At 50.1% G+C, this 14,793-nt stretch carries 10 protein-coding genes and 1 pseudogene; 8 read left to right on the forward strand and 3 right to left on the reverse strand.

The features are described from left to right. Positions 1-10 precede the first annotated feature (10 nt). The 5 genes from NE473_RS24340 to NE473_RS24360 all read left to right on the forward strand — a co-directional run bounded on the left by NE473_RS24340 (position 11) and on the right by NE473_RS24360 (position 7,282). Positions 11-2,233 (forward strand): helix-turn-helix domain-containing protein, encoded by a 2,223-nt coding sequence (locus NE473_RS24340; RefSeq protein ID WP_055651263.1) that lies wholly within the window; start codon positions 11-13, stop codon positions 2,231-2,233. Positions 2,234-2,458: 225 nt separating this feature from the next. Next, positions 2,459-3,820: an ABC transporter substrate-binding protein gene (locus NE473_RS24345; RefSeq protein ID WP_055651262.1), complete on the forward strand. Its 1,362-nt coding sequence runs from the start codon at positions 2,459-2,461 to the stop codon at positions 3,818-3,820. Positions 3,821-3,901: 81 nt separating this feature from the next. Then, positions 3,902-4,786: a carbohydrate ABC transporter permease gene (locus NE473_RS24350; protein WP_022031291.1), complete on the forward strand. Its 885-nt coding sequence runs from the start codon at positions 3,902-3,904 to the stop codon at positions 4,784-4,786. Between the two features lie 2 nt (positions 4,787-4,788). Continuing rightward, on the forward strand, positions 4,789-5,604 hold the full coding sequence (locus NE473_RS24355; protein ID WP_006770996.1) for a carbohydrate ABC transporter permease: 816 nt from the start codon (positions 4,789-4,791) through the stop codon (positions 5,602-5,604). A gap of 13 nt (positions 5,605-5,617) precedes the next feature. Further along, positions 5,618-7,282 carry a DUF4091 domain-containing protein gene (locus NE473_RS24360; RefSeq protein WP_055651261.1) on the forward strand — a complete coding sequence of 555 codons (1,665 nt, stop codon included), beginning with the start codon at positions 5,618-5,620 and terminating at the stop codon, positions 7,280-7,282. A 281-nt stretch (positions 7,283-7,563) separates the two neighbouring features. On the opposite strand, the gene ilvD is transcribed toward NE473_RS24360, so the two are convergent. Together ilvD and NE473_RS24370 are read right to left on the reverse strand one after the other, a co-directional pair. Continuing rightward, positions 7,564-9,285, reverse strand: coding sequence for a dihydroxy-acid dehydratase (gene ilvD / locus NE473_RS24365; RefSeq protein ID WP_055651260.1), 1,722 nt, complete (start codon positions 9,283-9,285; stop codon positions 7,564-7,566). A gap of 161 nt (positions 9,286-9,446) precedes the next feature. Then, entirely contained in the window at positions 9,447-10,157 is a 711-nt protein-coding gene (locus NE473_RS24370) for a FadR/GntR family transcriptional regulator (protein WP_006770999.1), read from the reverse strand. A gap of 306 nt (positions 10,158-10,463) precedes the next feature. Between NE473_RS24370 and NE473_RS24375 the strand changes: the two genes are divergently transcribed. From NE473_RS24375 to nox, 3 genes are all read left to right on the forward strand, one after another. Beyond that, entirely contained in the window at positions 10,464-11,828 is a 1,365-nt protein-coding gene (locus NE473_RS24375) for a GntP family permease (protein WP_055651301.1), read from the forward strand. 21 nt (positions 11,829-11,849) lie between these two features. Next, positions 11,850-12,668, forward strand: coding sequence for an alpha/beta hydrolase (locus tag NE473_RS24380; RefSeq protein ID WP_006771002.1), 819 nt, complete (start codon positions 11,850-11,852; stop codon positions 12,666-12,668). Between the two features lie 302 nt (positions 12,669-12,970). Continuing rightward, positions 12,971-14,308, forward strand: a complete 1,338-nt coding sequence (nox, locus tag NE473_RS24385; RefSeq protein ID WP_006771004.1) for a H2O-forming NADH oxidase — start codon at positions 12,971-12,973, stop codon at positions 14,306-14,308. Positions 14,309-14,516: 208 nt separating this feature from the next. On the opposite strand, the pseudogene NE473_RS24390 reads toward nox, so the two are convergent. After that, positions 14,517-14,793 (reverse strand): annotated as a pseudogene (locus NE473_RS24390) (IS1634 family transposase); the annotation flags it as partial.

The following is a 14,793-nucleotide window of genomic DNA, read 5'->3' on the forward strand; positions in this document are numbered from 1 at the left end:
GGATGAATGGATGAAAAAAGGAAAGATTACCAAGAGTCTCTACCTGTGGGTGCGGTCCTTTATCATCGTATCCGTCGTAATGATCGGCATGCTGGTGGCGCTCACCACCTGGATGGTAAAAGAGTTCTCCGGAGAGATCGAGGAGCTGAACCACGGTCTGACTTCCGTGCTTCAGACCAGCATTGATATACGGTTGAATGACATCGACAGCTTTGCTGCCCAGCTCCAGATGAACGCTGTGAACCTGAAGCTGAGCCGATCAAAGGAACTGAGTGAGATCGATAAGGATTTTCTGATCCAGTTTTCGCGCCAGCTCTATGATTACAAGCTTTCCAACACCTTTATTAAGGAAATTTACGTCTATTACCCTCATTTAAACTATGTAGTAGGCGATCTGGGAAACTTCGGAGCGGAGAAATACTATCTGCTGAAAAATGATTTAAAGCTGGACGGATATGAGGAGTGGCTGGAGATTGCCGGCGGTCAGAAGCGAGACGGCTACAGCTTCATGGCGCAGAGCGACGGCAGCCTGGAACTGTGCCTGTTCCGGCAGCTCCCCTACGATTTATCCAGTGACAAATCGGCTGTTTTGGTGATCCTCATCAACAAATCGGAGGTGGAATCGATTCTCCGGAATGCAAACGAGGGGATGGGGAATACCATGACGGCGGTCGTTGCCGGGGATGATTCTGTCTATGCCAGCTTTGGGTCGGGGATCTCTCCTGCAGAGCTGAAGGAAAGCATGCGGGAAAACGGAGGAAAGCCATTATTTAAGCTGCAGGGCAATTACGGTTCCGTTATGAAATCGGATTATTACGGAATCCAATACGTCACCTTAATAGAACGGCGAAAGCTGCTGGATTCCGGTTACTTTATCCGGAACATCGCCTATGTGTCCATCGGCCTGTGTATGATATTCGGCGCGGGCTTATTCGTGCTTCTGGGACGCCGCAATGCAAAGCCGCTTAAGGACATACTGGACAAGCTGGCGAATAAGACGGATGAGGGCGGACGTTTTCTGGACGATTACGACCTGATTGACAGCGGAATCAGCCAGATGCTGAAAACCAATGTGGAGAGCACCCGGAAGCTGGAGGAACAGAGGGAGGCCATCGAGGGGCTGTTCCTCTGCAATCTTTTAAGCAGCGAGGAGCGCAATAATTCCGTAATATTTGCTTCCATGCAGAAGTTCGGAATCCAGATGGAATACTCCCTGTTTCAGGTCGGGCTGATCCGGAATCCCATGGGATTCAGTCAGGAAGAGATCCATGACGCGGACATGAGAATCCGCAGTGTGCTGAAGGGAAGAGAGGATATCGCAGTCATAACTGCCGAGTTTGACGGAAGTCTGGCACTTCTGTTTCATATGGAACCGGAATACGGAAAGGCAGAGATGCGGGATATTGCGGCAGAAATTCTAAACAGTCTTCATTCCCTGGTGGAATGCAGAATTATGCTGGGCGGTATCTATGATTCCATGTCCAATATCATAACCAGTTTCCATCAGGCCCAGATGGTTGCCGAATTCTGTGAGAATGACAGGGGCCGCGTGTTCTTCTACGATGAAACGATGGTGGGAAGACAGGAGAATGACGTATACGTGAGCGTCATGCCGGAGTATGAGATGGCCATGCTGGAAGAGAAGTTTGAGGAGGCCGACCGCCTGCTGGATCTCCTTTTCAACCAGTATATTGGAAATGACCGCAATGTCTACACCAGCAGGGCGAAAAAATATGCGGTGATCAATCCCGTACTGATGGCGCTGGAACACCATGCGGATGACCGTACCGGGTATCACATGGAAGAGTACATCGGCAGTCTTTCCGAGGCAAAGGATGGACAGAAGCTGCTGAAGCTTCTCCATGAAGGCTTCGGGTATCTGATCCGGTGGCAGCAGAAGCGTCAGCTGGATCAAAAGGAGAATATTGCGGAACGGGCCAGGCAGTATATTAATTTAAACTTCGAAGACCCCATGATCGGACTTTACAGTATTTCCGATATGCTTGGAGTGAGCAATACCTACTTATCTACCACCTTCAAGAAAAAATACGGAATCGGCATCGCCCAGTATATCAACAGCCTGAGGATCGAAAAGGCCAAACGCCTCATTGTGAATACGGACGAGAACATCAAGGAAATCGCGCTGTCTGTGGGATTTTCCAGTGACGCCGCCTTTATCCGGGTGTTTAAGCAGTTTGAAAACACGACTCCAGGCCGTTACAAGAAAAAATAATGCATAAAAAACTGATTAAAATGGTGATATTTTAATCAGTTTTTTTGATTTTGACCTAAAAAATTGAAAATCAGTGAAAAAAATGTATATCACAGTGCCTCGAAATATCAATATTATGTATTTGCAAATTAGAAAAACAGCACAAAAATAGAAAATATACAGGACGGGGGTTTCAATGCTATGATAAGGCCATCACCAAACAGATAGGAAAAGGAGGCAAAAACAATGAAAAAGAGAATGAAGAAATGTCTGAGTCTTGTGCTTGCAGGGGCGATGGCCGGGATGCTGGCCACAGGCTGCGGAGCAAACGGAGGGAAGGAAGGAACGGCCGCCGGAGACGGCAGTGGGACAACAGGAACCGCAAAGGAGACCGGTATCAGTGATGCCGCTGAACAGAAAGCGGGAGGGGAGACAGCCGGAGGGGAGAAAACGAAGCTGGTGCTCTGGATGCCGCCGTTTGGAACGGAAGAGTCCCTTGATAAGGAAGTGTGGGGAGAGATCTTAAAGCCGTTTGAGGAGGAGAATAACGCCCAGGTTTCCATAGAGATTATTCCGTGGAGTAATTACGAAGAAAAGTATCTGACCGGAATTTCCTCGGGGCAGGGGCCTGATGTTGGCTATATGTATATGGAAATGATCAACGACTACATAAAAGCAGGTGCCATCACACCGTTCGATGAGTATCTTACGGCGGAAGACAGGGATAATTACTACTATCTTGATAAAGGCGTCATCGACGGAAAACAGTACGCCATGCCGATTGTAGTAGGAAGCGCCCGTGTGATGTTCTATAACAAGGCAATATTAAAAGAAGCCGGCGTAGAAACGGTTCCTCAGACGTGGGAGGAATTTGAAGACGCATGCCGGAAGGTGGCGGCCATCGGCAAGACTCCGATGCTTCAGCAGTGGGGAGACAAGTCCAAGGGTGCCATGAATTCCATCTTCTTCCCGTATTTATGGCAGGCAGGCGGAGAAATCTTCAGCGAAGATGGTACAAAAGCGGCATTTGACAGTGAAGCAGGCGTTAAGGCGGCCCAGTTCCTGGCGGATTTACGGTTTAAGGATGGAATTATGCCGGAATCCATCACCTCCATGTCAGAGGATCAGGTGTTTGCAGAATTTAAGGCGGGTAATACGGCGTTTGTCGTAAGTCCCACGAATCAGGGAAGTGCATTTAAAGAGGCCGGTATCGACTGGGGCTTTTTCACCTCACTGAAAGATCAGAGAATGGGAACATTTGCGTCAGCCGATTCCCTGGTGCTGATCAGCGCCAGCAAGAACAAAGACCTGGCGGTGAAAATGGTGAAATATATGCTGAGCGGTCCCTCTATGACAAAGTTCCATGAGATGGCGGCATTTCCGCCTGTAGCAAAGGATGAGGAGTACCACGACGACCCGGCGTTTAAAGCGGTATATGAGGACAATCAGGATGCTCTCATTACGCTTCCCGCCGTTCAGGGATCCGCAGCCGTCTATGATAATTTATACAAGAACCTTCAGCTTATGATGCTTGGGCAGATGACGCCTGAGGAGGCATTGAAAAATGCAGCTGACTATGCGAATAATACGCTGTCGCAGAATAAGTAAGTAAAGAAAAACGTCACGGTGCCGCAGAACCATTCCCAGGAACATGTTCCGCGGCATCGTTTTAGAAAGGGGATCATCTGTTTGAAGGGGATACAGGAATTTATCAAAAAGAACAATGGTTTTTTATATGTGCTGCCCAGCTTTCTGCTGCTGGTGCTGTTTTCTCTGATTCCGCTGTGCATGACCGGATACTTCAGCTTTACGGAATACAGCGTGCTGAAGCCGCCGGTGTGGATCGGTCTGGATAATTATAAAAGCATGGCCGGCGATCCGTTTTTCCGTCCGGCAATCCGCAATACGGTAATCTATACGCTTGTTACGGTTCCGATACAGACCGTACTGTCACTGGTGATTGCCAATCTGCTGGCCTCCCGGTTCCGGGGGAAGCTCGGCAACTTTTTTAAGAGTACCCTGTTTATCCCGGTCATCTCATCCATGGTTCTGGTCGGCACGGTCTGGAAGTTCATGCTTGCCACAGAAGGAGGAATCATCAATAACATTCTGGCCCTTGTGGGGATTGGAAAGGTAAACTGGCTGGGAAGATATAATCTGGCGCTGATCAGTGTCAGTATTGTGGCGATCTGGAAAAATGTAGGTTACTTCCTGGTTATCTATTATGCAGGGCTTATGGATGTGCCGAGGAGTCATTACGAGGCCGCAAAAGTGGACGGCGCGTCTTCCCTTCAGCAGTTTTTCTATATTACGGTCCCGGCGCTGAAGCCGATTACGTACCTGGTGGTAACGCTGGGGACCATCTGGTCCTTCCAGGTGTTCGACCTGGTTTACACCATGACCGGAGGCGGTCCCGGAACGGCGACGATCACCATGGTTATGTCCATCTATCAGTCCGGATTTAAGCAGTATAAGATGGGGTATGCCAGCGCCATGGCGTTTGTTCTGTTCCTGATTGTCATTCTGATCTCGATCCTTCAGAAGAAGGTGTTCAGTGGAAAAGGAGGAGAGTAAAAATGGAAAAGAAAATACAGCCTGTCCTCTGGGCCGAGACGGTTCTCCTTGCAGTGCTTGCACTGGCTGCCTTGTTCCCGTTCGTATATATGATACTGACATCCATGCGTCAGACGTATTCGATGGAACTGAATCTGGGGCTGTCGGGACTAAATCTTAGAAACTATTCGACCATTTTCAAAAATTTTGAATTTGGAAAATATTTATACAACAGTGTGTCTGTCGTGGTCATTGCCTGCGTTCTCAATGCGGTGATCTCCTCTGCGGCTGCCTATGGTTTTGAAAAAAAGAAATTTGTGGGAAGTGAGCTTCTCTTTGCCGTCTATCTGGCCACTCTCATGGTGCCCTCCCAGGTAATCTTAATCCCGTTATTCCGGATTGCACAGAAGCTCCATCTGCTTAACACCTATTTAATTCTGGCGCTTCCGGTGGTCAATGCCTTTGGCGTGTTCCTGATCCGGCAGTTTATCACCAGCGTGCCGGATGACCTCATTGAAGCCGCGCGGATCGACGGCTGCAGAGAATTCCGGATCTTTTACTCCATCGTCGTTCCGCTCATCAAACCGGTTCTGGTATCGCTGACCGTGTTTACATTTATCACCACCTGGAATGACTTTGTGTGGCCGTTAATTGCCATTACGAATACGAACCGGAGTACCCTGACGCTGGCGCTGGCTTCCCTTCAGGGGAATTATGCAACGAATTACGGCCTGGTCATGGCGGGGGCCACCCTGACATTTATGCCGCCCTTTATTCTGTATATCTTCCTTCAGAAGGAGTTTGTAGAAGGAATTGCCCTGAGCGGCGTGAAGGGCTGAGAAAGGAAAATCTATGGAGAATTACGAATTTATACTGACAGACAGCCTGGAAAAGGTGTTTCCGGGCAGACGGCCCAAACGGCGTCTTTGCAAAACGATCAGCGCTCTGGGCGGAGAGCGGATTTCCCTGCAGCTGGCTTATTATATGGAGTACGATGGCTGCGAACTGAACGAACAGGAGATTACGGTTACCTTTGACTCGGCTGTGGCAGACCGCATCCGTATGAGAAGGGTTGACCTGGTACCGGCTGCGCTGGCAGCGTATCGGGAACAGCTGGATGACAATTATTTATTCACGGATCCGTGCCTCTGTCCGGACCTTCTGACGCCGGTGCAGGGAGGGATTCTGAGGCCCTACGCCTCCCAGTGGAGAGCCGCGTGGATCGATCTTTCGGTCACTCCGGAAATGTGCGGTGGCTCTTATCCGGTCACTGTGGCTGTAAAAAGAGGGACGGAGCTTCTCTGGTCTGAGACTGTTACGCTTAAGGTGGTTCGCAGCGTTCTGCCGGAGCAGCGGCTGATCTACACGGAATGGCTGCACGCGGACTGCCTGGCGGATTATTACAGGGTGAAACCATTTTCAGAAACGCACTGGGAGATTCTGGAGCGGTTCATCCATACGGCGGCGGAGCATGGGGTGAACATGCTTTTAACTCCGGTCTTTACCCCGCCTCTGGATACGAAGGTGGGCGGCGAGAGGACCACAGTACAGCTGGTGGGCGTCAAGAAAGAGGAAAGCGGTTATACCTTTGATTTTTCGCTTCTGCGCCGTTTCATTGCCGTGTGCAGGAGAAATGGGATCAAATATCTGGAAATTTCCCATCTGTTTACCCAGTGGGGTGCCAAGCATGCCCCCAAAGTGATCGCCCTCGTGGACGGGGAAGAAAGACAGATCTTTGGCTGGGATACAGAGGCGGCGGGGGAGGCATATCGCGGATTCTTAAGCGCTTTTCTGCCGGAGCTGAAACGCGTTCTTAAGGAAGAGGACATGTTTGAACAGACGTATTTTCATATTTCCGATGAACCTCACGGGGAACAGATGGAAAGCTACCGCGCGGCGAAGGAGAGTATCCGGTCCTTGCTGGCCGACTGCCGCGTAATTGACGCCCTGAGCAGCTTTTTCATCTACCAGGCGGGGGTGGTGGAACACCCCATTGTCTGCAGTGACTGCCTGGAACCGTTTCTTGAAGCCGGAGTTAAAGATCTCTGGACGTATTACTGCTGCGTTCAGGGATACGAGGTGAGCAATCAGTTTATGGCCATGCCTTCCGCCAGAAACAGGATTCTGGGAGTTCAGCTGTATTTGTACCACATAAAGGGATTCCTTCACTGGGGATATAATTTTTATAACTCCCAGCATTCCGTATCGGCGGTTAATCCGTATCTGGTCACAGATGCAGGCGGCGGCTTTCCGTCGGGGGATCCGTTTGTCGTCTATCCGTCGGAAGACGGGACTCCCCATGACTCGCTGCGCTTTATGGTTCTTACAGAGGCAATGTATGATTTAAGGGCATTGGAAAGGCTGGAGGAACTGGCCGGCCGGGATTACACAGAGCGCCTGATTCATGAGGGGCTGGAGTATCGGATTACGTTTAAGAAGTATCCGAAAGAAGCCGAATATCTGCTGCGCCTGAGGGAAAAGGTGAACCGGGCGATTGATGAGAGGATGAACCATTAGAAAAAGACAGGAAAACCGGGTATCTCAAATTCGGTTCTTCCTCGGCTCTGGGTGTGGGGCCGTGCCGAAGGGCTTGATATCCCGTGTCCGCCTGGCTTCCTACTCACCACAGAAATGAACGTGACTGTCGGACACAAAGCCCATGTGTTCGCCAGTCACGTTCATTTTTGCGGTTCGTATCCAGATGGCGGCACACTGGGATATCAAGCCCTTCGGCACGGCCCCACACCCAGAGCCGAGAAAGAACCTCAAATTTATGAGGCACCCGGTTTTCCTGTCTTTTATTCCATATATCCGCCCTTCATCGGCGATACGGCATGTTCAGAGAAGATCTTCAGCACGCCGGAGGTATACTTTGCAGGCTTCGGCGTCCAGTTCTTCCGGCGCCCGGCCAGTATGGCGTCGATTTCGTCCGCTGTTTTTCTCTCTCCCCGGACTCCGACAATCCGCAGAATTCTCGCGGGAATATCGATTTCTATTAAGTCATCCTCTTCAATCAGGGCGATCGGTCCGCCGTCTGCGGCTTCGGGCGATACATGGCCGATGGCAGGCCCTTTGGAAGCACCGGAAAAACGTCCGTCAGTGATGAGGGCAATGCTCTTCGACAGCTCCTCATCGGAGGAGATGGCCTCCGTGGTGTAGAACATCTCCGGCATACCGCTTCCCTTTGGCCCTTCATAGCGGATGATAACGGCGTCGCCGGGCCGGATGGTTTTGTTTAATACGGCTGCAATGGCTTCTTCCTCACAGTCGAAGGGCTTCGCCTTTAACACAGCCTGGAACATTTCCTTTGGAACGGCGGAATGCTTCACCTCTGCGCCCTCGGGAGCCAGATTGCCGCGAAGAACTGCGATGGTGCCGTTGTCTCCGATGGGAGTCTGGAAGCTTCGAATAATGTCGGTGCATTTCCGGCCGGCCTTTGCCAGATATTCATCACATTTCTCATAGTAACCGCTGCTCTTTAAGTCTTCCAGATTCTCTCCCAGCGTCTTGCCGGTGACGGTTAAGACGTCGAGATGAAGCATGCTCTTAATCTCTTCCATAATTCTGGGAACCCCGCCGGCGTAATAGAAATACTGGGCCGGCCATTTGCCTGCGGGCCGGATGTCCAGCAGATAGTGGGCATTCCGGTGCATACGGTCGAAATAGTCCGCATCGAGTTCATAACCGAACTCATGGGCTGCGGCCGGAATGTGAAGCAGGGAATTGCTGGATCCGGATATGGCAGCGTGCACCATGATGGCATTTTCAAAGGACTTCATCGTTACAATATCGGTGGATTTCAGCCCCGTCTGCGCCAGCTTTACCGACTGTACTCCGGCGTCATAGGCCGCCTTCTTCAAATCTTCGCAGGTGGCCGGCATCAGGGCGGTGCCCGGAAGCATCAGTCCCAGCGCCTCCGCCATAATCTGCATGGTGGAAGCCGTTCCCATAAAAGAGCAGGCGCCGCAGGAAGGACAGGCGTGCTGTTTGTACCAGGTCAGCTGTTCCTCTGTGATTTCGCCTCTCTGGCATTTGGCGCTGTACATTCCGATCTGTTCCAGGGTGAGGAGATCGGGGCCGGCATCCATGACGCCTCCGGTCACGACGATTGACGGAATCTTCAGTCTGCCGATTGCCATTAAATGAGCCGGAACTGCTTTGTCGCAGCTGGCAATAAAAACACCGGCGTCGAAGGTGGTGGCGTTTGCGTGAATTTCGATCATGCTGCATATGGTGTCGCGGGAGGCGAGAGAGTAGTTGATTCCGTCGTGGCCCTGAGCCATGCCGTCGCAGATGTCCGTGGCAAAATACCGCGCTCCCTTGCCTCCGCTGTGATTAATTCCTTTCACAGACTCTTCTACGAGCCCTAATAAATGAGCGCTGCCCGGATGGCTGTCTCCAAATGTGCTTTCTACTATAATCTGAGGCTTTGACAGATCCTCTGCTTTCCAGCCCATTCCCATGCGCAGCGGATCCATCTCCGGCGCCAGCGCACGGACTTCCTGACTTTTCAGTTTCATTGCGGTTCCTCCTGATTTTATATTTTTCGAACAAAGGCATAATACGTATGATGTATTTTATAAGTACAAAATACCATACTCACAGCGCAAAGTCAACAAGCCATTGGAAAAATATATCAGGTGCCCCTGCCCGGAGCTGCGGTTCGCCGCACATTGCAGCTCTAACGGAGTGTCTTCTCCTCTTTCTCAAGCTGCCGGAAGACTCTCCGGTTATAGATTAAATGCATGTACATCGCGCATTTAGCGCCTTCCGCGTCGCGCTCTGCGATGCAGTTTACGATCTCGCGGTGGGTCTCGATGGTTTCCTGGCCCAGCGCCCGGTTGGTGACATCGACAAATACGGCGATGGAAGAGTTGATGACCGGAACCAGCTTTTCCACCACGCTGTTGCCGCTGCAGGAGGCAATCAGTGTATGAAGGCGGATGTCTGCTTCCATATGATCCCGGCCGGATTGGATCAGTTCTTCGATCTGGCTGCACTGGAGCCTCATCTCCTCGATCTGTTCCGGCGTCGCGTGGTCTGCCGCCATCATGGCGATCTCCGGTTCTAACATCAGACGTACGCTGACTAAATCCAGCGCCAGCTTGGTCTTGTCTTTTACAAAGGTAAGGCCAAGCGGATCGTCGGTGATCCCCTGCCTCTCGGAGACAAAGGTGCCGGCTCCGCGCCGGATCTCCAGGATCTGCCGGGATACCAGGATCTTGATAGCCTCGCGAATGGTCGTACGACTGACGTTTATCATCTTGCCGAGCTCAAATTCATTGGGAATCTTGGCTCCTACTTCCAGACTGTTATCAATAATATAGTTTAAAATGTAATCGGCGACCTGCTCCGCCAGCGGTTTCCCGTTATAAAACTCTAAACTGTTCAAGCTTTCTACCTCCCTGCTGAATTGAATTTATTTTAACACATTGCCGGTCGTTTGTCACCAGATGGACACGGAAAATGAAGCAAAAGGCAATTGGGGGCGTACAGATGTCATAAAAAACACAAGATCGAAATAGATCATACGTATATTGGGCAAAATTGCACAAAACGGTATTGCTGTATTTGTGCAAAAGATGAAAATATAGGAATAATACTTGACATATATCGGCAGTAATGATAATTTATAGGAGAAAAGACATCATACGTATTATGAAGAGATGAAAAAATGAAACAGGGAGGTATTTTTATTATGGATTATGTAGCTAATCCGGCGCAGTTGATAACTGCCACACTGGTAGGGTTTGTGGTGCTTTTGTTCCTGATTATTAAGCTGAGGCTTCATGCGCTTCTTTCGGTTCTTATCGCGGGAGTCATCATCGGAGTCGGAAGCGGAATGCCGTTTTCGCTTGTCACTCAGGCGGTTACAGACGGCATGGGCAACACGTTAAAGGGGATCGCGCTGATCGTCGGACTCGGTTCCATGTTTGGAGGAATCCTGGAGGTAAGCGGTGCGGCGCAGGCGATTGCTGACAAGCTGGTCAAGGTATTCGGCGAAAAGAATTCTGCGTTTGCCCTGGGGCTTGCAGGCGTTATCATCGGTATTCCGGTGTTCTTCGATCCGGCTTTCATCATTCTTATGCCGATTGTTTACTCCATAGCCAAAAAGACAAATAAATCTTTACTGTATTATGTGCTTCCAATGACTGCAGGTCTCGGCATCGGATCCGCCATTCCTCCGACACCGGCTCCCATGCTGATCACGGGAAGTCTCCCTGTAGACCTGGGAACGGTCACTATCCTGGCTCTCGTGCTTGTTATCCCGAAATATCTGATCAGTTATGCGGTAGCGGTACCATTTGCAAAGAGGCTTTATGTTCCGGTTCCCGAAAATGCAGTGTTGGCTCCTGAGAAGAAAGAAGGCGCTGCGGGCGGGCCCTCCTTTGGTCTGGTTATCTCCATTGTGCTTCTGCCGATTCTTTTGATTCTGGTCAGTGCGTCGGCAGGTATGATGACAGCGGACAGCGCCGGCATGCAGAATTTTCTGGATTTCTGTGTGTTTATCGGTCAGCCTTATCTTGCGCTGATCATTGCCAATGTGGCAGGAATCATATTCTTATGTGTGCGCAAGGGAATTACCATGGAGACGGTGGAATCCGTTCTTGCGAAATCCCTTCAGCCTGTAGCCATGATTGTCCTGGTTACCTCGGCCGGCGGAGTGCTGCGCTACGTTCTGGACTATTCCGGAATGGGTACGTTAATCGGCAATGCCCTGCAGAATGCCAATCTCTCCATCATTCTTGTGGCTTATATTATTTCCACACTGATGAGAATCGGCGTGGGCTCCACCACGGTAGCGCTGACGATGACTTTGGGAATTGTTGCTTCATTTCCTCAGATATCCACCTACTCTCCGATGTATCTGGCCTGTATCGGTATGTCTGCCATGTTCGGAGCGACCAGCTTCTCCCATGTCAACGATTCCGGTTTCTGGCTGACAAAAGAGTATATGGGAATTGATTTAAAGACGGCGTTTAAATCCTGGACCCTGTATGGAGGCTTCTGCTCCATCCTGTCATTTATTGTCTTATATGCCATCAGCTTTATCTGGGCATAAGATTTAGAAAGGAGTATACATATGGCACTTTTAAATGTAGATTTTTACTCATATTATCTCGGTATGGATTCCCCTCTGACCGTTCTTCTTCCCGAAAAAAGAGGGAGAAAGCCGGAGGCGGCTCCTGACAAAAAGTATCCCGTGCTCTACCTGCTGCACGGTCATGCGGACGACAACACCGCATGGATCAGAAAGAGTGATTTAGAGCTGCTGGTCAGGGATCACGATCTCATCGTTGTCATGCCGTCGGCACACAGAAGCTTTTACACAAACGGCAGGTACGGCCATCTGTATTTTGATTACATTACAAAGGAGCTTCCTGTCATTGTGGGCAATTTCTTCCCGGCATCTGCCAGGAGGGAGGACACCTACATCGGAGGCTTGTCCATGGGCGGCTATGGCGCGCTGAAGGCGGCGCTGTCCTGCCCGGAACAGTATGCCGGAGTGGCTGCAATGTCGGCGGCCAACAGCCCGTTTGGAGCCATGAAGGCGGCGGGACCGATGTTCTCTGTTCCGGACTTTATGGACAATGTGTACCGGATTTTCGGTGACGAGGCGGAGTATAAGGGGTCCAAGGAGGATCTGGAGTATCTGGCAAAGCAGGCGGCATCGTCCGCAGGAAGCGGGCTGAAGATCTATCACAGCTGTGGAAAACAGGATCCGCTATACGGCCTGAATGTGGAATTTAAGCAGTTTATGGAAACGGAGTGCCCGGAGCTGGATTACCATTACTGTGAATGCGACGGCAGTCACAATTGGGGCTTCTGGAATCCCCAGCTGAAATGTATACTGGAATATTTCGGGCTGATTCCGGCCAGCCAGGACAAGTCTGGCACCTGAACGTCAAATTGAAATGAGAGTATCCAAGCGCGATAGCCCAATTTAGCGGCAGCCGGCGCTTGGATACTCTCATTTTGCGTTCATGGCCAGCCGCCGGCCGAAGACGCGGACCTGTCCGCTTAATTAAGGATAATAGGAGCCTGTCATGGATTGTGAAAAAATTATTAATTTTTTAATAATAGTTATTGTTATTAGTTTAACAGTGTGATATAATGAGACCATCTTGGAAATACTCTAGTTATCTGCAGCATATTTTAAGAACTGGGATTTACTCAGCCAAATCATGATAGGAGGATATTCACATGAAAGAAACTATTGTAGTAATCGGGGCAAATCATGCTGGAACGGCGGCGCTTAACACCATCCTGGATAATTATAAGGATAAAGAGGTAATCGCCTTTGATTCCAACAGCAACATCAGCTTCCTGGGCTGCGGGATGGCGCTCTGGATCGGCAGACAGATATCGGGACCGGAAGGACTGTTTTACTCCGACAAGGCGGCCTTTGAGGCAAAGGGCGCCAAAATATACATGGAGACACCGGTGACTTCTGTCGATTACGACAAAAAGATCGTCTATGCATCCGACCGCGAGGGGAATACGTATGAGCAGCACTTCGACAAACTGATTCTGGCAACCGGTTCGCTTCCGATTCGTCCGGCCATCGAGGGGATGGATCTGGAAAATGTGCAGTTTGTAAAGCTGTTCCAGAATGCTCAGGATGTGATCGAACGCCTGAAGGATGAAAGCGTAAAGCGGGTCGCAGTGGTCGGCGCCGGTTATATCGGTGTGGAGCTGGCAGAGGCATTTAAGAGAAACGGCAGAGAAGTGGTGCTGATCGACTGTGCGGATACCTGCCTTGCAGGCTATTATGACAGAGAATTCTCCGATCAGATGGCGGATCATTTAAAAGAGCACGGAGTTACCCTGGCTTTTGGAGAGACCGTGAAAAAGCTGGAGGGTTCCGTTCGCGTACAGAAGGTGATTACGGATAAGGGAAGCTATGATGCCGACATGGTAGTGTTTGGAATCGGCTTTAAACCCAATACCGCACTGGGCGGAGACCGGATTAAGCTGTTCCGGAATGGTGCGTTTTTAACGGATTTGTGTCAGGAGACAAGCGTTCCGGGAGTCTATGCGGTTGGCGACTGTGCAACGGTTTACAATAATGCCATTCAGGCTACGGACTATATTGCGCTGGCTACAAACGCAGTCCGCTCCGGGATTATTGCGGCTCACAATGCCTGCGGTACGAAGCTGGAATCCGTGGGTGTCCAGGGCTCCAACGGCATCAGCATCTGGGGGCTTAACATGGTGAGCACGGGAATCAGCCTGGCCAAAGCCGAAAAGCTGGGAATTGATGCGCTTGTGACAGATTTTGAGGACTGGCAGAAGGCAGAGTTCATGGAAAATGGAAATTATAAGGTGAAGCTGCGCATTGTTTATGATAAGAACACGAGGGTGATCCTGGGCGCACAGCTCAGTTCCGACTACGATATTTCCATGGTTATCCACTTATTCTCGATGGCGATTGAAGAGCAGGTGACCATCGATAAGCTGAAGCTGTTTGATGCATTTTTCCTTCCCCACTTTAATAAACCTTACAACTATATTACCATGGCGGCGCTGGGCGCGAAGTAAGAGAACTGAAAATCCGGAATTTACAACAGACATGGCTCGTGTTAAAATCCCGTCTTTGACAGTCAAACAAAATAAAACACCGCTGAAAGTCCGATTCTATGCGGGTTTCACAGCGGTGTTGCTTCGTTTTAAAGTTTGGTATTTTCCTGGTTTCTAGCCATTTGCAGTTAAATTCTTGTACCAGCGCTGTCCCATCTCAATTGGCAGCTTATCTAAGTTTGCTTTTCTTCTGGATCTCCTTCATTTTGCTCTTTGTGATGAATTCAAAGTCTGTCTCAATCCCGCTGGTACTATGGAGCGCATCCGTCAGCTTTGTCCTTTTGTACAGTGGCATGAATCCTTGTCCGCCAACATCTGTAAATTGAAATTTTCTGAGCGTTTCCAGAATCTCGCTGCAGGTATATTTCTTTTCCAGTTTCTTTTCTAACAGACGGTAGACCAGCAGCGATATGAAGCAGATTAGGAAATGGGCTTTGATCCGGTCC

Origin of the sequence: Hungatella sp. SL.1.14 (assembly GCF_024460495.1) — a bacterium.
In the GTDB taxonomy this organism is placed as follows: Bacteria; Bacillota; Clostridia; order Lachnospirales; family Lachnospiraceae; genus Hungatella; species Hungatella hathewayi.